Here is a 23,876-nt window from a genome sequence, read left to right as displayed (position 1 = left end):
GAATGAATATACCATACAGTGCCTATCTACCATTTGTCAATAATTGTTTAATAAAAACATAAAAATATAAGGTTAATTTAAAATCTCTTCCAGTATATCTTCTGTATTTCTTACTAGTTTCGCTCCTTGTTGAATGAGATGATTTGTTCCTGATGCACTATCTATAAATATAGGTCCAGGCAGTGCAAATACCTCTCTATTTTGCTCTAGAGCAAGGTCTGCGGTAATAAGTGTTCCACTTCTTGATTTCGCTTCTACAACTAAAACACCTTTACTTATGCCACTAATAATGCGATTCCTTTTTGGAAAATACCATTTTTTCGGTGCATAGTGCGGAGGATACTCTGTTAATAACAATATATATTCATTCCACACTTCATATAAATATCGATTCTCTCTTGGATATATATACGATAATCCATGTCCTAGTATCGCAATTGTTGGGCAATGCCGTCTTACTGTAATTTCATGAGACATCGCATCTATCCCTCTTGCAAATCCACTGACAATAAGCCATTCTTTTTCTAATAATGGATGTAAAATAAATTTCAAACTTTCATATCCATATAAAGTCGGTTCTCTCGTTCCAACAACCGCTAATTTATTCACTTTATTGAGAAAATCTTTTTCTCCTTTTCCATATAATACAAAGGGAGGATCTTGTATTTCACGTAATAATTTTGGATAATCTTCATCCCATATTGTCATATAAAAGAATCGATTTTTCTCTAAATAAGATATATATTGTGGGAGATTTGAACTTTGAAGAAAATTTACTAATTCTGAAGATTTTTTCGAGGATATTCCAGTGTAACATTCAATTTGTTTTGCATTAAAACTGTATATTTCCTTCAATTCTGGATCGACATGTAATAGCCTCTCTATCGCCTTCCAATGGTCTGCTAACAAGTAATGAAGATGTAATAATCGTTCTCTTTTCATCCCAATTCTCCTTACCCATAATTTTTATTATGTTAACAAGAAGTTTGTAAAAAGACACCTTCAAGCAAGAAGGTGTCTTTCAACAGATTAGTAGTTTTTACAAGTCTCAAATAGACCTTTTTCTTTTAAGACAGAGATTAGCGTTTCACCCATAACTGCTGGAGTTTCCGCTACTTTAATACCACAAGCTTCCATCGTTTTAATCTTTTCTGCAGCAGTTCCTTTACCGCCAGAAATGATTGCACCAGCATGACCCATACGTTTGCCAGCAGGCGCTGTTTGGCCGCCAATGAAGCCTACAACCGGTTTTGTCATATTAGCTTTCACCCATTCAGCTGCCTCTTCTTCCGCTGTACCACCGATTTCACCAATCATAATTACAGCATGTGTTTCTTCATCTTCATTAAATGCTTTTAACGCATCAATAAAGTCTGTACCGTTAACAGGGTCTCCGCCGATACCTACAGCCGTAGATTGACCAATACCTTCTTGTGTTAACTGATGTACAGCCTCATACGTTAATGTACCAGAGCGAGATACGATACCTACATGACCTTTTTTATGAATGTACCCTGGCATAATACCAATTTTACATTCATCAGGTGTGATAACACCTGGGCAGTTCGGTCCAAGTAAACGTGTATGTTTACCAGCCATATATCTCTTTACATTTACCATATCTAATACAGGAATTCCTTCAGTAATACATACTACTAAATCAATTTCTGCATCAACTGCTTCCATAATTGCATCAGCCGCAAAAGCGGGTGGAACGTATACAACTGAAGCGTTTGCGCCTGTTGCTTTCACTGCATCTTCTACAGTATCAAATACTGGTACACCTTCAATATCAGTGCCACCTTTACCTGGCGTTACACCACCGACAATTTTCGTACCGTATTCTATCATTTGCTTTGTGTGGAATAACCCTTGAGAACCTGTAATACCTTGAACAATAACTTTTGTATCTTTATTAACTAATACGCTCATTTTTCTCCCCCGCTTTCTATTAGCCCACTAGTGAAACAATTTTTTGTGCACCGTCTGCCATAGATTCTGCTGCAACAATATTTAAGCCAGACTCATTTAAAATTTTCTTACCTAACTCTACGTTTGTACCTTCAAGACGTACAACTAAAGGCAATTCAAGACCTACTTGTTTCGTTGCTTCAATAACACCTTCTGCAATAACATCACACTTCATAATGCCACCAAAAATGTTAACGAAGATACCTTTTACATTTTTGTCAGAAAGGATAATTTTGAATGCTTCTGTAACCTTTTCAGCTGTCGCACCGCCACCAACATCTAAAAAGTTAGCTGGATCGCCATGGTAATGTTTAATGATATCCATAGTAGCCATCGCTAAACCTGCACCATTAACCATACAACCGATATTTCCATCTAAAGGAATGTAGTTTAAGTCATATTTAGAAGCTTCGATTTCTTTTGCATCTTCTTCATCAAGGTCACGAAGTTCTAAAATATCCTTATGGCGATATAAAGCATTAGAATCAAAGTTTAATTTCGCATCTAATGCCATAACTTTACCATCACCTGTTGTAACAAGTGGGTTAATCTCTGCGATAGAGCAATCTTTTTCGATAAAAGCACGGTATAAGCCCATCATAAACTTCACAGCTTGTCCTACAAGCTCTTTTGGAATATTGATGTTAAATGCAATTCGGCGTGCTTGGAAGCCTTGTAAGCCTACTGCTGGATCAATATATTCTTTAAAGATTTTTTCAGGTGTTTTTTCTGCTACTTCTTCAATTTCTGTTCCGCCTTCTTCAGAAGCCATTAAAACAACTTGAGAAGTTGCACGGTCTAAAACAAGACCTACATAATATTCTTTTTTAATATCGCAACCTTCTTCGATAAGTAAGCGTTTTACTTCCTTACCTTCAGGACCTGTTTGATGTGTCACAAGTGTAGTTCCTAAAATGCTCTCTGCATATGTACGAACTTCATCTAAATTTTTTGCAACTTTTACTCCGCCAGCTTTGCCGCGTCCACCAGCGTGAATTTGTGCTTTCACTACACATACATCCGTTCCTAATTCTTTCGCCGCTTCTACAGCTTCTTCTACTGTAAATGCAACCTTCCCGTTCGGAACGCTAACCCCATAGCTTCTAAGGACTGCCTTACCTTGATACTCATGGATATTCATGGTCCCATCCTCCCCTGTTTTCCTGTTTTACTCGAAAAGTTTTTTAATGTTTAAAAAACATTACATTGCCATTGTATAAGATGATTGGCACGCTGTCTACAATAAAGTGTCAGAAAACTGAAATCGCTTTATTCTTTTTGGAAAATAGTAATGTTTATATGTCAAAATACAAAATAAGCTGCGTTTTCGCAGCTTATTTTTGAATCATATCTTTAATTGGCGCAAACGATTTTCGATGTTCTTCTAATATGCCATGCGCTTCAATCGCTTCTAAATGTTGTTTTGTGCCATATCCCATATGTTGTTCAAATCCATATGCAGGATACTTTTCTCCAAGCTCTTTCATCATACGATCTCTCGTTACTTTCGCAATAATGGATGCAGCTGAAATAGAAATACTTTTTGCATCACCTTTAATAATAGATGTTTGCGGAATTGGTGTAGGGAGTTTCATCGCATCAATTAATAAATATTGTGGTGTACAAGATAAATTCGCAACAGCATCTAACATCGCTTGTTTCGTCGCTTGATAAATATTTATTTCATCAATAACTTGCGGTGATACAATTCCAACTCCAATTGCAATTGCTTGCGCTTTAATTTCATCATAAAAACGCTCACGTTTCGCTTCACTCAACTTTTTCGAGTCATTTAACCCCGGAATATAAAAATCCTTAGGAAGAACGACAGCTGCCGTCACAACAGGCCCAGCTAACGGTCCACGACCTACTTCATCTATACCTGCGATATATGTGAGACCTTTTTCACGTAATGCATTTTCATATTTAGACATTTCTAGAAATTTTTCTTTTTCCTTTTGTGCTAACTCTTTTTGTTTATACCACTTCGAAATGAGCTTTTGTACCCCTTTTCGCTCATCTTTCATTAATATCTGAAAGCGGTCGTCCTCTTCACTCATAATTTCTTGTAGTAAATGTTCCGCCTCTTGAATCGTCACTTTTTGCATTCATGCCACTCCCTTTATATACAAAAAAGAAAAGACGTACAAACGCACGTCTTATACTTCTTCTACTTTTTCTGCATCTTCTGTCTGCTCTGCAAACTCTTCTGGTGTTTCAAACGTCATTTTTCCAAGTTTGCCACCACGAAGCTCACGAAGTACAAGTTCAGATGTTTTATCATAATCAATCATTCCGCCGCCCATTAAACAGCCTCTATTTTTTCCAATCGCATCAAATAACTCCACGATATCTTCTGGAATGTCATTTAAATTATAGCGCTCTTTTAATCGCTCTGGGTAATGTTTCTCCATAAAACGTAGCGCATAAACAGCTACGTCTTGTAGATTTAAAATAGAATCTTTAATTGCACCAGTCGTAGCTAGACGTAATCCAACTAATTGGTCCTCAAATTTAGGCCATAGTATACCTGGTGTATCAAGTAATTCCATTTCCTTCCCAACTTTAATCCATTGCTGAGCTGTTGTCACACCAGGACGATCTCCTGTTTTAGCAATATTTTTCTTCGCTAACTTATTAATCAACGTAGATTTACCAACATTCGGTATCCCCACAATTAATGCACGAATCGCTCTCGGTCTAATACCTTTTGCAACCATTTTATCAAATTTCTCTTTCACTAACACTTTACAAGCCGCTGCAATTTCCTTCATACCTTGTCCAGCCTGTGCGTTAATTGAAATTGCCATATGGCCTTTTTCTTTAAAATATGCGATCCATTGCTTTGTTAAACGATCATCTGCCATATCCGCTTTATTTAAAACAACAAGCCTCGGTTTATGTGTAATAATCTCATCGATCATCGGATTTCGAGAAGATAAGGGTAATCGAGCATCTACAAGCTCAATTACAACATCAATTAACTTTAATTTTTCTGTTACTTGGCGTCTAGCCTTTGCCATATGTCCCGGGAACCATTGAATTACCATGTTGCCACCTTCTTTTTCTTTTATTTCACAATACGAGCATCTTTTAACGGCCAATATAGTATATTTGCCTTTCCAATCACTTGGTCCATTGAAATTGTACCAATCGAACGGCTATCTTTACTAAAACGACGATTATCGCCTAAAACAAATAATTGACCTTCTGGAACAGTTTTCTTTCCTGTCATTTCTTCAAGAGTGAAATCATATGTAAGCGGTCCGTCAGCAATTTGTTTTTTCTGCTTGTCTAAATACGGCTCCTCATAAGCCTTTCCGTTAACATATAGTTTATCATTACGATACTCTATTTCATCGCCTGGCAGGCCGATAATACGCTTAATATAATCTTTATCTTCCGTTGCTCGGAATACAATAATATCAAATCGTTTCGGATCTCCTATGTGATAACCAATTTTATTAACAATCATTCGATCGCGATCATGTAATGTAGACGCCATCGATACTCCATCTACGAGAATTGGCGCAAAGAAAAACTGTCTAATAACACCTGCTAATACAACAGCTATCAAAATTGCCTTGATCCATTCCCAAAGTGAACTCTTTTCTTTCTTCATGCTTTTCCCCTCCACGATTATGTAAGCTGATCGTATTATATCAAAATTTTATATAGATTGGAAAAAGGGAGCTTGTGCATTTACAAGCTCCCATACATGTCTTATCGAATTTCTTTAATACGTGCTTTTTTACCGCGAAGGTTACGTAAGTAATATAACTTAGCACGACGTACTTTACCACGGCGAAGTACTTCGATTTTCGCGATTCTTGGCGTGTGAACTGGGAATGTACGCTCTACACCTACACCGTAAGAAATCTTACGAACTGTGAATGTTTCACTGATTCCGCCACCACGACGTTTAATTACAACACCTTCGAAAAGCTGAATTCTTTCACGAGTTCCCTCAACTACTTTTACGTGTACACGTAAAGTGTCTCCAGGACGGAATGAAGGAAGGTCAGTTTTTAATTGGCCTTTTGTAATTTCTGCGATTAATTGTTGCATATTAAATTCTCTCCTTTAAACAGATGCTCTTATAAAGTCTAAATAAATTACAGCGGAACATCGTTAATACGGCTACTGATTTCAGCAGCACAAGTGTTATAATAGCATATTGCTAAGGCTGTTGCAATAGAAAATATATCAAGCACTTATTTGCCTTCTTTAATCTGTTCTAGCCACTTCTTTTCTTGCTTAGACAATTCTCGTTCTTCTAGTAAATCCGGTCTACGCGTGTACGTACGACGCAACGATTCTTTATGTCGCCATTCATCAATATTTTTATGATTTCCCGACATTAATACATCTGGCACTTTCATACCACGAAAATCAGCTGGACGTGTATAATGAGGATGCTCTAATAAACCTGTACTAAACGAATCCTCGACTTGTGAAGCATGATTTCCTAGTACTCCTGGAAGGAGACGTACGACACTATCAGTTATAACCATAGAGGCTAACTCTCCACCCGTTAATACATAGTCACCGATAGAAATCTCATCTGTTACGAGATGTTCACGAATTCGTTCGTCATATCCTTCATAATGCCCACATACAAAGATTAAATGTTCTTCCTCTGCAAGCTCTTCCGCTTTCTTCTGAGTAAACCTTTCACCTTGCGGACACATTAAGACAACTCGCGGCTTCCGCTCTGTCTCTTTCGTTAAATCTTCTACAGCATCAAAAATAGGCTGAGGAGTTAACACCATCCCAGCGCCGCCACCATACGGATAATCATCCACACTATTATGCTTACTCGTTGTATAATCGCGGAAATTGACAACACGAAGCTCTACCGCTTCTTTTTCTTGTGCTTTCTTTAAAATTGAAGATCCAAACACACCTGTAAACATATCTGGAAACAAAGTTAAAATGTCAATTTTCATTATAGTAGCCCTTCCATTACATGAATGGTTACTAATTTATTCTCAATGTTAACTTGAAGCACAACATCATCAATATAAGGAATTAACAAATCTTGACCTTTTGGACGTTTAATTACCCAAACATCATTTGCACCAGGAGATAGAACTTCTTTTATTGTCCCTAGCGCTTCTCCTTCTTCCGTTACAACGTTGCAACCAATAATTTCATGATAGTAGTATTCACCTTCAGCTAGTTCGCCTAATTGATCTTCAGGCACTTTTAAAAGAGAACCTTTAAACTGTTCTACTTCATTTACATTCCCATATCCTTCAAATGTCAATAAATCAAATGTTTTATGTTGACGATGAGAAGTAATCTTTACTGGGAAAGGCTCTCCACCTTTTTCATTCGATATGTATAACGTATTCCCTACTTTATATCGCTCTTCTGGAAAATCCGTACGAGAAACCACACGAATTTCTCCTTTTACGCCATGAGTATTTACAATTTTTCCTACGTTAAACCATTTTGTCATAAACAGTATGTCACCCCTGGTTTCTATATAAATTAAGCATCCCCATTTCACATATGGAACATGCAACTTCTCTTTAAATGTTAAAAAAGGGAGAGGAATAACTCCTCGCCCTTTTTACGTTTATTGAATTTCCAGTGTTACTTTTTCACTATTGTGATGTCCCACTGAATACAAGAGCATTCGAATTGCTTTCGCAACTTTCCCTTGTTTTCCAATGACTTTTCCAACATCCTCAGGATGTACAGTTAATCGATACTTTATCTCTCCGTTGTAAAGTTCCTGTGTAACTTTTACATCTTCAGGATAATCGACAAGAGGCTTGACAATCGTCTCGACTAACTTCTTCATAGTCATTGCCTCAATTACTTACCTTGTTTAGATAAGTGGAATTTCTCCATGATACCTTGGTTAGAGAATAAGTTACGAACTGTATCAGATGGTTTAGCACCATTTCCTAACCATTTTAATGCTGCTTCTTCGTTGATCTTAACTTCAGCTGGTTGAGCAACCGGATTGTAAGTACCGATTTCCTCAATGAAACGTCCGTCACGAGGAGAACGAGAATCTGCAACAACTACACGATAGAAAGGAGTTTTTTTAGCTCCCATACGTTTTAAACGAATTTTAACTGCCATTTATAAAGCACCTCCGAATTTATTTCACACAGATAATTATATTAGCAAAAAGACTATTGCTTTGTAAAGTATTTTTTCTTAACAGAGCCATCTTTTTTCCTTACATGAATGGAAACTTCAATCCACCTAGTCCTTTTTTCTTACCTTTTTGCATTCCAGTCATCGTTTTCATCATTTTTTTCATATCATCAAATTGCTTGATTAAACGATTGATTTCTTGTACCGTTGTACCGCTACCTTTGGCAATGCGTTTTTTGCGACTAGCATTGATTATTTCCGGTTGTTCTCGCTCTAATTTAGTCATAGAACGAATAATTGCCTCAATATGCCCAATTTGTTTTTCATCAACTTGTGCATTTTTCAGCCCTTTAATTTTATTTGCACCAGGAAGCATTCCTAACAATTCATCAAGCGGTCCAAGTTGACGCACTTGTCCAAGTTGTTCTAGGAAATCGTCAAGTGTAAACGAAAGCGTACGCATTTTTTGCTCAAGTTCTTTTGCTTTCTCTTCATCAACTGTAGCTTGCGCTTTTTCAATTAATGTTAAGACGTCTCCCATCCCTAAAATACGGGATGCCATACGTTCTGGATGGAACGCTTCAAGTGCATCTAGTTTTTCACCCATACCAGCAAATTTAATTGGCGTATTTGTAACAGCTTTAATAGACAATGCCGCACCACCGCGCGTATCACCATCCAGCTTCGTTAATACAACCCCTGTTAAACCTAGCTGTTCATGGAAACTTTGTGCAACATTAACCGCGTCTTGTCCTGTCATCGCATCGACAACAAGGAAAATTTCATCCGGTTTCGCAACTTCTTTCACTTTCGCTAATTCATCCATTAGTTCTTCATCAATATGCAGGCGACCTGCTGTATCAATTAAAACATAATCATGATGATCTTCTTTCGCTTTTGCAATCGCTTGTTTCGCAATTTCAACAGGACTTACTTGATCTCCTAAAGAGAATACAGGCATGTCCAATTGCTTCCCTAATGTTTCAAGCTGTTTAATCGCTGCAGGACGGTAAATATCCGCCGCAACAAGCATCGGTTTACGATTATGCTTTTTACGAAGCAAATTCGCAAGCTTACCTGTCGTCGTTGTTTTACCTGCACCTTGCAGACCAACCATCATAATAACAGTCGGTGGCTTATTAGCAACAGCAATTTTGCTTTGCTCTCCGCCCATAAGTTCTGTAAGTTCTTCCTGTACAACCTTAATTACTTGTTGTCCAGGTGTCAAACTTTTCATTACATCTTGTCCGACAGCACGTTCAGATACACGCTTTACAAAATCTTTTACTACTTTAAAGTTAACGTCCGCTTCTAAAAGAGCTAGACGAACTTCTCTCATCATTTCTTTCACATCGGCTTCAGAAACTTTTCCTTTGCCGCGGATTTTTTGCATCGTCTGTTGAAGTCGGTCGGCTAATCCTTCAAATGCCATATTGCCGCCCTCCTAATCTAATTTTTCGATAGCTTCAACAACTTGTTTCATTTCTTCATTCACATGCTCTTCTTCGCTGATTAGCTGTTTTAGCTTTGCAACAAGTCGCTGTCGCTCTTGAAACTTTTGAAGTAATACTAATTTTTCTTCATATTCTTCAAGCATCGCTTCAGTCCGTTTAATGTTATCATACACGGCTTGGCGACTTACATCAAATTCTTCCGCAATTTCACCAAGAGATAAATCATCTAGATAATAAAGCGACATATAACTTCTTTGTTTTTGCGTTAACAACGATTGATAAAAATCAAATAAATAGTTCATTCTCGTTGTTTTTTCGAGCATGTTGGATCATCCTTTGTTAAGTGATTTCCCTTTACATGAATTAGTTTACATGGAGTACAAAAGAGTGTCAAGTTTTTTTCTTAACATCTCATATTTTTATAGAAAAAGAAGCGGAAAATACCGCTTCTTTCACTTATACTTCTTCTGTTTCTACTAAGTTCGCAAATAAACCATATACATATTGTTCTGGATCGAACTGTTGCAGATCATCCATTTGCTCTCCTAATCCAACGAATTTCACCGGTACATCCATTTCGTTACGAATTGCTAATACAATACCACCTTTAGCAGTTCCATCTAACTTCGTTAAAACAATACCAGTCACATTCGTTGCTTCACGGAATGTTTTCGCTTGACTTAAACCGTTTTGTCCTGTTGTTGCATCAATAACAAGTAATACTTCATGAGGAGCTCCTGGTACTTCACGCTCAATTACACGCTTTACCTTCTCTAACTCTTTCATTAAGTTTACTTTATTTTGTAAACGTCCTGCTGTATCACATAGTAATACATCTACTTTACGTGCTTTTGCAGCTTGTACAGCGTCATACATAACCGCTGCTGGATCAGACCCTGATCCTTGTTTAATCACTTCTACCCCAACGCGATCGCCCCATACTTCTAATTGTTCAATCGCTCCAGCACGGAATGTATCTCCTGCTGCTAATAAAACAGACTTACCTTCTGATTTAAACTTATGAGCCATCTTACCAATTGTTGTCGTTTTACCTACACCATTCACACCAACAAATAAAACAACTGTCAAGCCATCCTTTTGCTCATTAATTTCATTAGTAAAATCACTGTCACCTTTATAAATCTCTATTAATTTTTCCGAAATAACAGCTTGTACTTCTTTTGGATCTTGAATATTACGACGTTGCACTTCTTCTTTCAGCTGGTCGATTAATTCCATCACTGTCGAAACGCCTACATCTGCACCGATTAAAATTTCTTCTAATTCTTCGAAGAAATCTTCATCTACTTTACGGTAACGAAAGACTAAATCATTTACTTTATCTGCAAACGAATTTCTCGTTTTTTCTAATCCTTGTTTAAACTTCTCTGTTACCGTATCTGTTTGTTTTGAAATTTTTTCTTTTAGTTTTTTAAAAAAGCTCATACTGTCCCATCCTTTCTATTTGCTTGCAACTAGTTCTTCTCCATCATCTAAACGAACCGAAACAAGTTTAGATACCCCTGACTCTTGCATTGTTACACCGTACAATACGTCAGACTCTTCCATTGTACCTTTTCTATGTGTAATTACAATAAACTGTGTCTCATCACTAAATTTCTTTAAATACTGAGCAAAACGGGCAACGTTTGCCTCATCAAGAGCAGCCTCTACCTCATCTAATACACAGAATGGGACTGGGCGTACTTTTAAAATACCAAATAGCAGCGCAATTGCCGTTAAAGCACGCTCTCCACCTGAAAGTAAACCTAAGTTTTGCAGTTTCTTCCCTGGCGGTTGCGCTACGATATCAATACCCGTATTTAATAAGTCCTCTGGATTCGTCATAACTAAATCCGCTCTACCGCCTCCAAATAATTCAGAGAACACCGATTGAAACTCCATTCGAATTCCTTCAAACGTAGTAGAAAAGCGTTTTTTCATTTCTTCATCCATTTCAGTAATAAGTTGGTGCAATGTCGTTTTTGCTTCTTCTAGATCATCTTTTTGCTCTAGTAAGAATGTATGACGCTCTGCCACACGCTCATACTCATCAATTGCTCCTAAGTTTACTGTACCTAGCTCTTCGATGGAGAGTTTAATTAGTTTCACCTTTTTACGTGCATCCTCAGCAGGCATCACCATTGTATACTTCAGTTTTGCCGCTTCAAATGAAATCGTATATGTTTCACGTAAATGTTGTAATCTATTTTCTAACTCTACATCAAGTCGGTTTATTTTTACCTCTTGATCTTTCAACATCTCAAGAATGTATTTATGTTTACCTGTTGTTTCTTTCAGGTTACGCTCTAACTGTTCTACTCTCTCTTGTAACGATACACGTTGTTCACGACGAGAGCGAATTAACTCTGAAGTTTGATTGCGATCATATGCTTTCTTCTCAATCATATTCGTAATTTGTTCTTCACCACTTGAATTCGATGTCATTTCTTGTTTTAAGAATGCTAAATCCTCTTTCGTTTTGACAAGCGTTGCATCGGTTTCTTCTTTTTCCTTCGTCAATCGTTCTACTTTTTCTTTTTGATTAGATAAGCGTTGTTGCTTTTCAGCTGCTAACACTTTTAACTCAGTCATTTCTTTTTGAACTTTTTCTTTCGAAGAATGTTGCTCACTTTTTTGTTTTGTTAAAGCTGTGATTTTGCTATCTAATTCCGTAATCTCTGCCTGAAGAGTCGCTAAAATCTTTTCTAACTCTTCTTTACGGCCTTGCATTTTCACTTGGTCTTGCAAGAACCCTTCAATCTCTAAATCGTAAATAGATAACCGATCATTAATACGATGTTCTTCTAATTCTAAGCGACTAATTTCTTCTCTTAATTTCTGTTCATCTACACGCTCTGCTTCTACACTTTGCCTTAGTTCGCGTATTTGCACTTCTTTTTCTTGAATCTCTTGTTTTACTGCTTTAACAAAGTTTTCTAACTTCGTTGTTTTTTCTTCCATATCAGTTAACTTACTCGTCCACTCTTCTAGTTCACGTTGACGTCCTAATAAAGATGATTTCGCCTGTTTTACCGCTCCACCCGTCATAGAACCGCCAGGGTTTACTACATCACCTTCGATTGTTACAATGCGATAACGGTATTGCAATTGTTTCGCCAACTCATTCGCTCCGCGTAAATCTTTTGCAACAATAACAGTACCTAATAAATTTGAAACTACATTTTCATATTTATTGTTATATTGCACGAGTTCTGCTGCCACACCTACAAACGATGGGTGCTGATTTACAATACGTAATTGCTCAAATGATAACGATCTACCTTTAATAACAGCTTGCGGTAAAAACGTTGCTCGTCCATGTTTATTTTGTTTTAAAAACGCAATTGCATTACGAGCATGTTCTTCTTTTTGTACAACTATATGCTGCATCGCTGCACCTAGAGCAATTTCCATTGCAATTTCATATTCTTTCGGTACCGTTAGCAGTTCTGCAACAGCACCCTCAATACCTTGCAACCTATTTTCTCTAGCTTTCAATACTTCACGTACCCCTTGATAGAAACCAGAGTAGTCCTCTTGCATCTCTTCTAGCATTTCTTTTCGAGAACGTGCCTGTTGTACAAATTGATATGCTTGATACAGTTTTGTTTCGTTTTCACTATACTGCGCCTTGCATTTCCCAAGTGCCGCTTCTGTCTTTTGTATATTCGAAAGGATTCCAGCTACTTTTTCTTTTACTTGTTCATAACTTTCCACAAGTTTTGTCTTTTTCGCTGTAATTTCCATACGCATTTCTACATATTTCGCATTTTCTTCATCAAGGCGTTCATTTTTTGAGTTTTGTTGTTTAGATTGTTCTTCAATCATAGATAACTCATTACGATGACTAGCTTGTTGATTTAAAAGTTCAATATAGTCACCTTTTAAATTCTCAATTTGCTCTTCTAAATTGTCAGCAAACGTTGCAAGTAATTGCTCATTATCATGCAATTTCGTCTCCAACTCTTTTACATGATTTACAAATTGCATCAATACTTCTGTACTCGATTCAATTTCACCATCATAACTTGTAGCTTTCTCTGTTAATTCAACAATTAACTGTTCGAGTTGTGCACAATGCGTCGTTGCATTTTGCTTTCTCTCTTTTAATAGCTCACGCTGTCCTTCTAACTTTTCTAGCTCTTTACTAGAAAGTAAAAGTACTTCTTGCAGGGAATCTACAGACTCATCTACTGCTTGTAATTGGCCTCGTAATTCCTCTAGCTCTTCTTCACCTTTTTGTAAATGCGTTGACATTTTCGCTTCTTCGTTTTTATTATGCCCAAACTGATTTCGAAGCGCTTCCCATTTCTCATGTAATTCTTCAATTTCATGTACAATAAGCGCCGCTTCTACTTTCTCTAATTCTTCTTTTTTCTCGAGATAATCCTTTGCAATAGAAGCTTGTCTTTCTAAAGGTTCTACTTGACTACTTAATTCGTGAATTATATCTTGTACACGATTTAAGTTTTCTTGTGTGTCTGCTAATTTACCTTCAGCTTTCTTTTTACGAAGTTTGTATTTCAGCACTCCCGCCGCTTCTTCAAATACACCACGACGTTCTTCTGATTTACTACTTAAAATTTCTTCAACTTTCCCCTGGCTAATAATCGAAAAAGCTTCTCTTCCCATACCAGAGTCCATAAATAAATCGATAATATCTTTCAACCTGCATGATTGTTTATTAATATAAAAATCACTATCACCAGAACGAGATACACGACGCGTTACACACACCTCATTATATTCAATCGGTAAACGTTGATCTTCATTATTTAAAGTTAATGTTACTTCAGCAACATTAACCGCTCTTCTCGTATCACTACCTGCAAAAATAATATCTTCCATCTTTGCACCACGTAATGATTTTGCCGATTGTTCACCAAGTACCCAACGAATGGCATCAGTAATATTACTTTTCCCGCTTCCATTAGGTCCTACTACAGACGTTACACCTGGGACAAAATCGACAGATACACGCTCAGCAAAAGACTTAAATCCTGCTATTTCTAATCTTTTTAAAAACACGAAAGGCCTTCCTCCTATTCTCCGTTGCTATAAATGTTGTTTATACAAAAACAAACGATTATACGGATTTCATTTCCTTACATTGATAAACGAAAGGAAAGTTTCATTCTATGCACAAGGAATCCCCCTCATTCAAAGGGGGATTCCTTATAGTTGTTCTTTTAACTTTTTCAACGCTTCTGCAGCAGCTTGTTGCTCTGCTTCTTTTTTCGACTTGCCACTACCAAGACCTAAGGCCACGTTATTTAACGTAACACGTGACACAAATTCTCGATTGTGAGCCGGTCCTTTTTCTTGCAAAATTTGATACTCAATATTGCCACTACCATCACGCTGAATCAACTCTTGTAATTGACTCTTATAATCCATCACATGAGAAAAAGCACCTTCATTAATTTTAGGGTATACAATTTCTTTTAAGAAGCCCCATACTGTTTCTAACCCTTGATCAAGATAAAGGGCACCAATAAACGCTTCAAAGACATCCGCTAATAAAGCTGGTCGTTCACGTCCGCCTGTCATTTCCTCACCTTTTCCTAATAAAACTAGGCTACCAAATGACAACTCGTTTGCAAAACGAACAAGAGATGGTTCACATACAATAGCTGCACGTAGTTTTGTTAACTCTCCTTCGCTCATTGTCGGATATTTTTGAAACAGATACTGCGATACAGTAAGTTCCAATACTGCATCTCCAAGAAATTCGAGACGCTCATTGTCTTCATGCGGTTTTTTTCGATGCTCATTCACATACGATGAATGCGTAAATGCTTGAATCAATAATTTTTCATCTGTAAACGTAATACCTATTTTTTCTTGAAATACTTTAAACGCTTCACGATATTTTGTTTCGTATTTTTTTTCTCTATATTTACGGTACGGCATAGGTCCCTCCAGATATAAGCCGAGAAGCCCCGCTAAAAAACGGGACTTCATTCAAGCATTATAGATGACTCTCTATGTAAGTCACAGCATCGCCAACAGTAGCAATCTTTTCAGCATCTTCATCAGAAATTTCCATTTCGAATTCGTCTTCTAATTGCATTACAAGTTCTACTACATCTAGGGAGTCTGCTCCTAAATCTTCCTTGAAGCTTGCAGCTGGTACTACTTCTGTTTCTTCTACTCCTAAACGATCAACGATAATTTTTGTTACACGCTCTAAAACATCTGCCATTCCATTCACCTCCCCTCAAATATTATATTAAATATTGTCCAAAAAAACTAGCTGAAATCGATTCTTTTATTACATTACCATACCGCCATCAACATTTAACGTTTGACCTGTAATATATTTGCTTTGATCAGAAGCAAAAAACGTTACAGCATTTGCGATATCTTGCGCTTCACCAAACTGAGCTGCAGGAATTAATTTTAACATTTCAGCTTTTATATTTTCATCTAATACGTCTGTCATATCTGTCGCAATAAATCCAGGAGCAATTGCATTTACAGTAATATTGCGGCTTGCTAACTCTTTTGCTGATGTTTTTGTTAATCCGATTACACCTGCTTTAGCAGCAACATAGTTTGCTTGTCCTGGGTTTCCCGTTACTCCGACAACAGAAGCGATATTTACAATACGCCCATGACGTTGACGCATCATATATCGAGATACTGCCTTTGTACATAAGAATACACCTTTTAGGTTTGTATTAATAACTGTATCCCATTCTTCTTCTTTCATACGCATTAATAAATTATCTTTTGTTACACCTGCATTATTTACAAGAATATCAACTTGTCCAAATACATCTACAGTTTGTTTCACCATATTTGTAACGTCTTCAGCATTTGCAACATCTGCTCTTACTGCAATTGCATCCGAACCTAATTTCTTTATTTCATCAACTACTTCATTTGCCTTTTGCTCGTTACCAGCATAATTTACTACAACATTTGCCCCTTGTTTTGCTAAATCAATCGCAATTGCGCGACCAATTCCACGTGAAGCACCCGTTACTAATGCTACTTTCCCTTTTAACATCAGTTTTCTCCTCTCAAATTCGAAATGGTATCTTGTAATGTCTCTTCATCGTATATCGCGTATGCTTTCACTGATGAATCAATTGACTTCATAAGTCCAGCAAGTACTTTCCCAGGTCCAATCTCAATAAATGTATCTACCCCTTGACTCACCATATATTCAATGGATGGATACCATAAGACAGGCGAATAGAGCTGCTCGATTAGCTTTTCTTGAATATGCGCACCACTTGTAATAACGTCTGCTGTTACATTTGCGATTACCGGAATATTCGTATCTTGAATTGTAATTTCATTTAAGACACTTTGGAATTTCTCCGCCGCTGGCTTCATAAGCGCAGAGTGGAACGGTCCACTTACTTTAAGCGGAATTGCTCTCTTTGCACCATGTTCTTTCGCTCTTTGAGAAGCAATCTCGACTCCTTGCTTTGTTCCAGAAATCACAATTTGCTTCGTACTATTCATATTAGCAATTTGTACTGCATACCCTTCACTTGTTACTTCTTCTGTAACTTGTTTCAGCATATGTGGATCAGCACCTAAAATAGCCGCCATTGCACCTTCTCCGCCAGGAACAGCTTCTTCCATATATTCCCCACGTTTCCTTACAGCATATACTGCATCCTCAAAAGTTAATGCACCTGCTGCTACAAGAGCGCTATACTCACCTAAACTATGCCCTGCGACAAAGTCTGGTGTAATATCATACTCTTTTAAAGCTGTCAAAATAGCAAAACTCGTTGTTAATAAAGCAGGTTGCGCATTTGTTGTTAACGTAAGCTTTTCCTGCGGCCCTTCAAAAATCACTTCTGAAAGTGAGTCTTGCAACACCTCATCTGCTTTTGCAAATACATTTGCAACCTCTTTATTATTCTCTGCTAACTGTTTACCCATTCCAACTGCCTGTGAACCTTGGCCCGGAAAAAGAAATGCTAGTTTTCCCATTTCAAATCCTCCTCTTATTGGAGTGGCTCTTTCTCCATTACGCTTGAAATAGTAGGAATAACTTCTTTCGCTACCATTTCTCTCGTTTGACGAATCGCACTAAATATTGATTGGTCATTGGAAGAACCGTGAGCCTTAATGACAGGAGCCTTCAATCCAAATAATGCCGCTCCTCCATACTCCGAATAATCCATTTTATCTTTTAATACCATAAGTTTTGGCTTTAATACCGCTGCTGCTAATTTGCTCGTAAACGAACTCATTAACTGTTCTTTTAACATAGAGAATAATGCAAGTGCTGTTCCTTCTAATGATTTCAGTGCTACATTCCCTGTAAAACCATCACATACAACAACATCTGCTACACCTTGCAATAAATCTCTTGATTCAACGTTCCCAACGAAATTAATTGGGGCATCTTTAAGCATTGCAAAGACTTGTTTTGAAAGCTCGTTACCTTTACCATCTTCTGTTCCAACGTTTAAAAGTCCAACGCGAGGATTTTTAATTCCTCTTACTTTCTCAGCGTATACAGATCCCATTACTGCATATTGATATAAATGAATTGGTTTTGCATCAACGTTTGCTCCAACATCTAACATAACAAAACCTTCTCCATCAACAGTTGGCATTGTAGGGGATAAAGCTGGTCGCTCAATTCCTTCCATACGACCTACAACAAACAATCCAGCCGCCATTAAAGCTCCTGTACTACCAGCTGATATACAAGCATCCGCTACACCGTCTTTCACTTGCTGCGCCGCAAGTACCATTGAAGCTTGTTTTTTTCGACGAACCGCTCTTACTGGTTCATCTGTCGATTCAATTTTTTCGTCTGTATGAAGTATAGTAATTCGTTCTTCACTCGTTAAGTATTGACGAATTTCCTCTTCTTTCCCCACTAACGTAATATGTAAATCAGAATATTCCTTAATAGCTTTCATTGCTCCTAGTACGACAGCCTTTGGAGCATGATCGCCGCCCATTGCATCTATTGCGATTTTCATAAGTTGTTACCTTCCTCACTATAATTACTAGATCGATACATTTCAAAAGTGCCTGTAAAAACAAGTTCTTCTCCAACGAAGCTACGCACTTTGACAACCGTCCGTCCTTTATCATTCTCTACATCTTCCACGCGCGCTTTTGCAACAACACGCTCTCCTAATTTTACAGGACGAATGTATCGAATGGTAGACTTTGCAGTTAAAGCTAATTCTTCATCAATAACCGCAACAGCTAGTGAGTTTGCTTGTGCAAACAAATGATGCCCACGGGCAATTTGATTTCTTTTAAATACGTGTTCTACCTTCACTTCAAAAATAGAAATCGCATGTCTATCTAATTCTATATCAATAATTTCTCCGACAACCTCTTCTAACGGTAAAGATTTCACATCTTCTTCATGTTGCTTTGTAGCTACATGTTTAATTCTTTCTCTTAATTCAGGAATAGATAATTCCATACGATCAAGACGTACAGTTTGTATACTCACTTGAAATTTTTCTGCTAAATCTTCATCCGTAATAAAAGGATTCGTTTCTATCGTTTGTTGTAATAATTCTTGTCTTTCTTTTTTACTTCTTCTTTTTTTCATACCGCACCATCCATTTTTATGACTAGGTACTAACAGTAGTATATAATCATTAAAAGTAGAATGCAACAAAAACTTTTGTTGCCTCCCTTTAATCGAGCTTCTCTCCCTGGAACACACCTGTCCCGTCAAGATACGTACGCAACGACGCATATTGATCATTATGCCAAAACGCTTCTGAATCTACTAGTAACGCCGCATCTTGTCTAGCTGTTTCTAGCGCCCGATAATCATGTACCATATCAGCAACCTTGAATTCTGGTAAACCACTTTGCTTACTCCCAAAGAAATCTCCAGGACCTCGTAATTCTAAATCTTTTTCTGACAATACAAATCCATCATTCGTTTCGGTCATAATACGCATTCGTTCTTTTCCCGTTTCCGATTTTGGATCCGCGATTAATAAACAATACGATTGTTCACTACCACGCCCAACACGGCCTCTTAGCTGATGAAGCTGTGATAAACCGAAACGCTCTGCATCATAAATAACCATTACAGTCGCATTTGGTACGTTCACACCCACCTCAACAACTGTTGTCGACACAAGAATTTGCACTTTATTTTCACTAAATTGCCCCATTATCTCTTCTTTTTCTTGAGATGATAATCTTCCATGCATTAATCCGACTTGACATTTCCCCTGATAATGATGAGTCAGCATACTATGTAAGTCGATTGCATTTTGTACATCAAGTTTCTCAGATTCTTCAATTAGAGGACAAATAACATATGCTTGTCTTCCTTTTTTTATCTCTTTCTCTACAAAACCGAGAACACGATCTAACATGTCATGTTTTGCCCAGTATGTTTCAATTACCTTTCTACCAGCTGGCATCTCATCGATTATAGAAACATCCATCTCTCCAAATGCAGTAATTGCTAACGTACGTGGAATTGGTGTTGCTGTCATAAATAATACATCTGGACTTTCACCTTTCTCACGTAAAACTCGTCGCTGCGCTACACCAAATCGATGTTGTTCATCAGTAATCACGAGACCTAACCTATGAAAAATAACTTCATCTTGAATTAAAGCATGCGTTCCAACAAGGATATCTATTTCTCCTTGTTCTAATTTTGCCAAAATCTCTCGGCGTCTCACACCTTTAACTGAACTTGTTAACAATTCAACCTTCATACCAAAGTGCGAGAACGTCTCTGCGAGCGATTGATAATGTTGTTCTGCTAAAATTTCTGTTGGAACCATTAAAGCACCTTGATAATGCGCTAATTTCGCTGCATAAAGACCAATTGCAGCGACCACAGTTTTACCAGAACCTACATCACCTTGCAACAGACGATTCATTCGATAAGGAGATGTCATATCTTTCATAATTTCATCTACAACTCGGCGTTGCGCACCAGTTAATGGAAACGGAAGTGCATCGATAAACTCTTGCAATTCTTCTGAAGGAATTTCTTTTTTCGTCCCTTTCGAATTTTCCCTCTCCATTTTCCGTAACGTTTGCATTTTTAACTGAAATAAGAAAAACTCCTCATATACAAAACGGCGACGCGCTTGCTTCAAATCTTCCTGACCTGTTGGAAAATGCAACGCCCGAAGCGCTTCATAACGCGGCAATAATTTATATCGACTTAGCAATCCATCAGGTAACACTTCAACTATAGAATCTCCATACTCTTTTAACGCTTGTGCAATAAAACGGCGCATCTGTTTTACTGTAAGTTTCCCTTTCACTGAGTACACAGGCTCTACTTCTTGTTGACGTACAACCGGTCCAAAATGAAGTTCTGATACCGCAATCGTTTGACGATGCTGGTCCCATTTACCAGTAATCGTTACCGTTTCATCTAAATTTAACTTCTGCTTATAGTACGGCCTATTAAAACATACAGCTGTAATTAAATAACGACCTACGAGGACACGAACCGTAAGACGCGACTTCTTCTTCCCATAATATTGCAGTAAAGGAGCACTATGAACTTTTCCCTCTACTGTTACACGTTCATCATGCTTTACTTCAGCAAGATCTTTCATCGCATAGTCTTCATAACGGTACGGAAAATGTTCTAATAGATGAGAAACTGTATAAATTCCCATCTCGTGTAGTAATTCAGATGTTTCTCCTCCGATTCCCTTTACATCCGTAACAGGAACTTGTACAACTTCATTCAAGATTCTCACGCTCCGTCACATTATTTTTTGATTCATTATCCATTAACATGATTGACATCTGTAATCGCTCTCTTTCACCCTATATATTCTATCATAGGCATTCTAAGAGAAACTACTCAAATCCCTCATAAACAACACGAAAGAAAAGAGCCTCACTATTAGCAGCAAGGCTCTTTTTTATCTTCAATATGCTAGCCTTTTGAATAAAAACTAGTAATAAACTTCATATTACTACTTATTATCCATTAGCAAGTAAGTAATCCATTTATTTTCAAAACGAATTTTTTCTTATTCTACAGAGAAGATGAAAGAATACACCGGTTGGTTTCCAGCATGTACTTCTACTTCTGCATCTTCAAAATTCTCTTCTACAAACTCAACTAATTCAGCTACTTCTTCATCAGTTGCATCTTCACCTTGTAGAATCGTTACGATTTCAGAATCTTCATCAATTAGTGCTTCTAGTAATTGCTTCGCAGCTCCTACTTTTTCAGAATTTGTTGATACGATTTTTCCATCTGCGATACACATGAAATCATCCTTTTGAATTGCCACACCATCAATTTCCGTATCACGTACAGCATACGTAATTTGACCTGTTTTCACATGAGATAAAGCTTCTTTCATGTTTTCTTCATTTTCCTCTAGCGTTCCAACTGGATTAAATGCTAACATTGCAGCCATACCTTGAGGAACTGTTTTTGAACGAACTACAATCACTTCTTGATCCACAACTGACGCTGCTTGTTCTGCTGCCATTACGATATTCCCGTTGTTCGGTAAAATAATGATTTTTTCAGCGTTTGCTTCTTCAATCGCCTTCACGATATCCTCAGTACTTGGATTCATCGTTTGGCCACCTTCGATAACTTTCGTCGCGCCAATGCTTTCAAATAAAGTTTTAATACCAGATCCCATAGCTACAGTTACGATACCGTACGGTTGTTTCTCTTTAGGCTGGCTAGTTGGCTCAGGCATCATAGCAGGCTCATCTAATAAAGCGGTATGCTGTTCACGCATATTCTCTACTTTAATCTTGATTAAACTACCGTAACGTTGTCCGTAGTTCATAGCGTCTCCAGGATGTTCTGCATGAATATGAACTTTTACAATTTCATCATCAGATACAACTAGTAGTGAATCACCATACACACTAATATCTTCACGGAATTTTTGTTCAGAGAAATTATGTTCTTTCACTTTATCAGCTTCTAATTTCACCATGAACTCCGTACAATATCCATACTTAATATCTTCTGTACTCAATTGGCTTTGTACACTACGGTGATGTTCTGCGCGCACCATTTCATTCATAGATGGTTGGGCAGGTGCATCAGAAGAAATCGTTTCTCCTTTTAAGTCAGCTAAAAACCCTTCGTAAACTACTACAAGACCTTTACCACCGCTATCTACAACGCCAACTTGTTTTAATACAGGTAATAAATCTGGCGTACGATTTAACGATGCATTTGCTTCTTTCACAACGTCTTCCATAAACAAAACAAAGTCGCGCTGTTTTTTCGCAACTGTTACTGCATATTTACCCGTTTCTCTTGCAACCGTTAAAATCGTTCCTTCAATCGGTTTCATAACCGCTTTGTAAGCCGCCTCTACTCCAGCTTCTAAAGCTGCAGCAAAATCAACTGTTGTTAATTCTTCTTTTTGTTCAATGGATTTCGAGAAACCACGGAACAACTGAGATAAAATAACTCCAGAGTTACCACGAGCTCCCATTAATAATCCTTTGGCTAAACTTACGCCGACTTTACCAGCATGTTGTGAAGGATTTGCTTTCACTTCACGTGCGCCTGAAGTCATAGATAAGTTCATGTTTGTACCGGTATCGCCATCTGGAACTGGAAATACGTTTAATGCATCAACAAGCTGAACATTATTCGTTAAATTATTCGCTCCTTGAATGATCATTTGTGATAAACGTTTTCCATCAATTTTTTGAATTGACACAGATTTTCCTCCTTAATGCACATTACAAGTTTATTACTTTAACTCCTTGTACGTAGATGTTTACAGAATCTACTGCTAGTCCTACAGTTTGATCTAATGTATATTTCACTTTCGTCTGCACGTTATGTGCTACTTCTGAAATTTTCGTACCATAGCTCACAATAATATACATATCAATATGTACTTCATCTTCATCTTTACGAACAATAACACCTCTAGTGAAATTTTCTTTTCGTAAAATGTCTGTTAATCCATCTTTTAACTGATTTTTTGATGCCATACCTACGATACCGTAGCAATCTACCGCGGCACCTCCAGCAATTGTTGCAATTACATCTGTACTAATATCAATTTGACCGTACTTCGTTTTAATTTCAATTGACATCTCGTTTTCCCCCTTCATAAATGGTGAAAGTGAGTTAGACTACTTTAGTTACTATCATATAATCTTTTTAAAGAAAATTCCATCGTTCTTTCTTTTTCACTCTCATATTTTATGTTGAAAACTACACTTTTTTATGATGAGCAAAATAGTCCATTGTTATTATACAACATGTATCACTATAATATGTCAAGCAATTTTTCTTGATTTCAACTTTTCTTCATTGACATATAGTGTCAAGTAATTTTTCTTGATTTCTTTTTTCTACAGTGTTGCATTCTCTTTTTAGTT

General features: G+C 37.3%; 24 protein-coding genes. All 24 read right to left on the bottom strand.

Going from position 1 to position 23,876, the window contains the following annotated elements:
* Positions 1-72: 72 nt before the first annotated feature.
* Positions 73-942: a DNA-processing protein DprA gene (gene dprA / locus QCI47_RS08745; RefSeq protein WP_309422551.1), complete on the bottom strand. Its 870-nt coding sequence runs from the start codon at positions 940-942 to the stop codon at positions 73-75.
* Positions 943-1,029: 87 nt separating this feature from the next.
* A complete protein-coding gene (gene sucD / locus QCI47_RS08740) occupies positions 1,030-1,932 on the bottom strand; it encodes a succinate--CoA ligase subunit alpha (protein ID WP_000115178.1) in 903 nt (300 codons plus the stop codon).
* Between the two features lie 19 nt (positions 1,933-1,951).
* Complete coding sequence (sucC, locus tag QCI47_RS08735; protein WP_001020785.1) at positions 1,952-3,112, bottom strand: ADP-forming succinate--CoA ligase subunit beta; 1,161 nt, start codon at positions 3,110-3,112, stop codon at positions 1,952-1,954.
* A gap of 193 nt (positions 3,113-3,305) precedes the next feature.
* A complete protein-coding gene (gene rnhB / locus QCI47_RS08730) occupies positions 3,306-4,079 on the bottom strand; it encodes a ribonuclease HII (RefSeq protein ID WP_001174725.1) in 774 nt (257 codons plus the stop codon).
* 51 nt (positions 4,080-4,130) lie between these two features.
* Entirely contained in the window at positions 4,131-5,021 is an 891-nt protein-coding gene (gene ylqF / locus QCI47_RS08725; RefSeq protein ID WP_000236700.1) for a ribosome biogenesis GTPase YlqF, read from the bottom strand.
* Positions 5,022-5,041: 20 nt separating this feature from the next.
* Positions 5,042-5,593 (bottom strand): signal peptidase I, encoded by a 552-nt coding sequence (gene lepB / locus QCI47_RS08720; RefSeq protein ID WP_000711857.1) that lies wholly within the window; start codon positions 5,591-5,593, stop codon positions 5,042-5,044.
* A 101-nt stretch (positions 5,594-5,694) separates the two neighbouring features.
* Positions 5,695-6,039: a 50S ribosomal protein L19 gene (gene rplS, locus QCI47_RS08715; RefSeq protein ID WP_001186516.1), complete on the bottom strand. Its 345-nt coding sequence runs from the start codon at positions 6,037-6,039 to the stop codon at positions 5,695-5,697.
* A gap of 146 nt (positions 6,040-6,185) precedes the next feature.
* Positions 6,186-6,920 carry a tRNA (guanosine(37)-N1)-methyltransferase TrmD gene (gene trmD / locus QCI47_RS08710; protein WP_000686892.1) on the bottom strand — a complete coding sequence of 245 codons (735 nt, stop codon included), beginning with the start codon at positions 6,918-6,920 and terminating at the stop codon, positions 6,186-6,188.
* Positions 6,920-7,435: a ribosome maturation factor RimM gene (gene rimM / locus QCI47_RS08705; protein WP_000170268.1), complete on the bottom strand. Its 516-nt coding sequence runs from the start codon at positions 7,433-7,435 to the stop codon at positions 6,920-6,922. Before rimM ends, trmD begins: the two co-directional genes overlap by 1 nt.
* A 120-nt stretch (positions 7,436-7,555) precedes the next feature.
* Positions 7,556-7,783 (bottom strand): KH domain-containing protein, encoded by a 228-nt coding sequence (locus tag QCI47_RS08700; protein WP_000737403.1) that lies wholly within the window; start codon positions 7,781-7,783, stop codon positions 7,556-7,558.
* Between the two features lie 14 nt (positions 7,784-7,797).
* Positions 7,798-8,070: a 30S ribosomal protein S16 gene (gene rpsP, locus QCI47_RS08695; RefSeq protein WP_000268750.1), complete on the bottom strand. Its 273-nt coding sequence runs from the start codon at positions 8,068-8,070 to the stop codon at positions 7,798-7,800.
* Positions 8,071-8,170: 100 nt separating this feature from the next.
* Positions 8,171-9,520 (bottom strand): signal recognition particle protein, encoded by a 1,350-nt coding sequence (gene ffh / locus QCI47_RS08690; RefSeq protein WP_000863461.1) that lies wholly within the window; start codon positions 9,518-9,520, stop codon positions 8,171-8,173.
* Positions 9,521-9,532: 12 nt separating this feature from the next.
* Positions 9,533-9,865: a putative DNA-binding protein gene (locus QCI47_RS08685; RefSeq protein WP_000891062.1), complete on the bottom strand. Its 333-nt coding sequence runs from the start codon at positions 9,863-9,865 to the stop codon at positions 9,533-9,535.
* 133 nt (positions 9,866-9,998) lie between these two features.
* Positions 9,999-10,988 (bottom strand): signal recognition particle-docking protein FtsY, encoded by a 990-nt coding sequence (gene ftsY, locus QCI47_RS08680; RefSeq protein WP_000007646.1) that lies wholly within the window; start codon positions 10,986-10,988, stop codon positions 9,999-10,001.
* A gap of 15 nt (positions 10,989-11,003) precedes the next feature.
* Positions 11,004-14,573 (bottom strand): chromosome segregation protein SMC, encoded by a 3,570-nt coding sequence (gene smc / locus QCI47_RS08675; protein WP_000479000.1) that lies wholly within the window; start codon positions 14,571-14,573, stop codon positions 11,004-11,006.
* A gap of 147 nt (positions 14,574-14,720) precedes the next feature.
* Positions 14,721-15,458: a ribonuclease III gene (gene rncS, locus QCI47_RS08670; protein WP_001146876.1), complete on the bottom strand. Its 738-nt coding sequence runs from the start codon at positions 15,456-15,458 to the stop codon at positions 14,721-14,723.
* Between the two features lie 58 nt (positions 15,459-15,516).
* On the bottom strand, positions 15,517-15,750 hold the full coding sequence (gene acpP, locus QCI47_RS08665) for an acyl carrier protein (RefSeq protein ID WP_000786062.1): 234 nt from the start codon (positions 15,748-15,750) through the stop codon (positions 15,517-15,519).
* A gap of 69 nt (positions 15,751-15,819) precedes the next feature.
* A complete protein-coding gene (gene fabG / locus QCI47_RS08660) occupies positions 15,820-16,560 on the bottom strand; it encodes a 3-oxoacyl-[acyl-carrier-protein] reductase (protein WP_000911784.1) in 741 nt (246 codons plus the stop codon).
* Positions 16,560-17,504, bottom strand: coding sequence for an ACP S-malonyltransferase (gene fabD / locus QCI47_RS08655; protein ID WP_000516951.1), 945 nt, complete (start codon positions 17,502-17,504; stop codon positions 16,560-16,562). The genes fabG and fabD overlap by 1 nt, the downstream gene beginning before the upstream one ends.
* A 14-nt stretch (positions 17,505-17,518) precedes the next feature.
* The gene (gene plsX / locus QCI47_RS08650) at positions 17,519-18,511 is read right to left on the bottom strand and encodes a phosphate acyltransferase PlsX (protein ID WP_000684108.1); all 993 of its coding nucleotides are present in this window, start codon (positions 18,509-18,511) and stop codon (positions 17,519-17,521) included.
* Complete coding sequence (gene fapR, locus QCI47_RS08645) at positions 18,508-19,101, bottom strand: transcription factor FapR (RefSeq protein WP_000747352.1); 594 nt, start codon at positions 19,099-19,101, stop codon at positions 18,508-18,510. The genes plsX and fapR overlap by 4 nt, the downstream gene beginning before the upstream one ends.
* 88 nt (positions 19,102-19,189) lie before the next feature.
* Positions 19,190-21,238: an ATP-dependent DNA helicase RecG gene (gene recG / locus QCI47_RS08640; RefSeq protein WP_001006883.1), complete on the bottom strand. Its 2,049-nt coding sequence runs from the start codon at positions 21,236-21,238 to the stop codon at positions 19,190-19,192.
* 288 nt (positions 21,239-21,526) lie between these two features.
* Complete coding sequence (locus tag QCI47_RS08635) at positions 21,527-23,203, bottom strand: DAK2 domain-containing protein (protein ID WP_076868143.1); 1,677 nt, start codon at positions 23,201-23,203, stop codon at positions 21,527-21,529.
* 22 nt (positions 23,204-23,225) lie between these two features.
* Positions 23,226-23,588: an Asp23/Gls24 family envelope stress response protein gene (locus QCI47_RS08630; protein WP_000021109.1), complete on the bottom strand. Its 363-nt coding sequence runs from the start codon at positions 23,586-23,588 to the stop codon at positions 23,226-23,228.
* Positions 23,589-23,876 lie beyond the last annotated feature (288 nt).

It is taken from the genome of Bacillus cereus group sp. RP29, from assembly GCF_040459765.1.
Taxonomy (GTDB): Bacteria; Bacillota; Bacilli; order Bacillales; family Bacillaceae_G; genus Bacillus_A; species Bacillus_A paranthracis.
This window is presented reverse-complemented; position numbering and strand designations above follow the sequence as displayed.

Bases quoted from the DNA above. Each gene is read 5' to 3' on its own strand.
- dprA (WP_309422551.1), bottom strand. From the start codon at position 942: ATGAAAAGAGAACGATTATTACATCTTCATTACTTGTTAGCAGACCAT.
- sucD (WP_000115178.1), bottom strand. From the start codon at position 1,932: ATGAGCGTATTAGTTAATAAAGATACAAAAGTTATTGTTCAAGGTATT.
- sucC (WP_001020785.1), bottom strand. From the start codon at position 3,112: ATGAATATCCATGAGTATCAAGGTAAGGCAGTCCTTAGAAGCTATGGG.
- rnhB (WP_001174725.1), bottom strand. From the start codon at position 4,079: ATGCAAAAAGTGACGATTCAAGAGGCGGAACATTTACTACAAGAAATT.
- ylqF (WP_000236700.1), bottom strand. From the start codon at position 5,021: ATGGTAATTCAATGGTTCCCGGGACATATGGCAAAGGCTAGACGCCAA.
- lepB (WP_000711857.1), bottom strand. From the start codon at position 5,593: ATGAAGAAAGAAAAGAGTTCACTTTGGGAATGGATCAAGGCAATTTTG.
- rplS (WP_001186516.1), bottom strand. From the start codon at position 6,039: ATGCAACAATTAATCGCAGAAATTACAAAAGGCCAATTAAAAACTGAC.
- trmD (WP_000686892.1), bottom strand. From the start codon at position 6,920: ATGAAAATTGACATTTTAACTTTGTTTCCAGATATGTTTACAGGTGTG.
- rimM (WP_000170268.1), bottom strand. From the start codon at position 7,435: ATGACAAAATGGTTTAACGTAGGAAAAATTGTAAATACTCATGGCGTA.
- QCI47_RS08700 (WP_000737403.1), bottom strand. From the start codon at position 7,783: ATGAAGAAGTTAGTCGAGACGATTGTCAAGCCTCTTGTCGATTATCCT.
- rpsP (WP_000268750.1), bottom strand. From the start codon at position 8,070: ATGGCAGTTAAAATTCGTTTAAAACGTATGGGAGCTAAAAAAACTCCT.
- ffh (WP_000863461.1), bottom strand. From the start codon at position 9,520: ATGGCATTTGAAGGATTAGCCGACCGACTTCAACAGACGATGCAAAAA.
- QCI47_RS08685 (WP_000891062.1), bottom strand. From the start codon at position 9,865: ATGCTCGAAAAAACAACGAGAATGAACTATTTATTTGATTTTTATCAA.
- ftsY (WP_000007646.1), bottom strand. From the start codon at position 10,988: ATGAGCTTTTTTAAAAAACTAAAAGAAAAAATTTCAAAACAAACAGAT.
- rncS (WP_001146876.1), bottom strand. From the start codon at position 15,458: ATGCCGTACCGTAAATATAGAGAAAAAAAATACGAAACAAAATATCGT.
- acpP (WP_000786062.1), bottom strand. From the start codon at position 15,750: ATGGCAGATGTTTTAGAGCGTGTAACAAAAATTATCGTTGATCGTTTA.
- fabG (WP_000911784.1), bottom strand. From the start codon at position 16,560: ATGTTAAAAGGGAAAGTAGCATTAGTAACGGGTGCTTCACGTGGAATT.
- fabD (WP_000516951.1), bottom strand. From the start codon at position 17,504: ATGGGAAAACTAGCATTTCTTTTTCCGGGCCAAGGTTCACAGGCAGTT.
- plsX (WP_000684108.1), bottom strand. From the start codon at position 18,511: ATGAAAATCGCAATAGATGCAATGGGCGGCGATCATGCTCCAAAGGCT.
- fapR (WP_000747352.1), bottom strand. From the start codon at position 19,101: ATGAAAAAAAGAAGAAGTAAAAAAGAAAGACAAGAATTATTACAACAA.
- QCI47_RS08630 (WP_000021109.1), bottom strand. From the start codon at position 23,588: ATGTCAATTGAAATTAAAACGAAGTACGGTCAAATTGATATTAGTACA.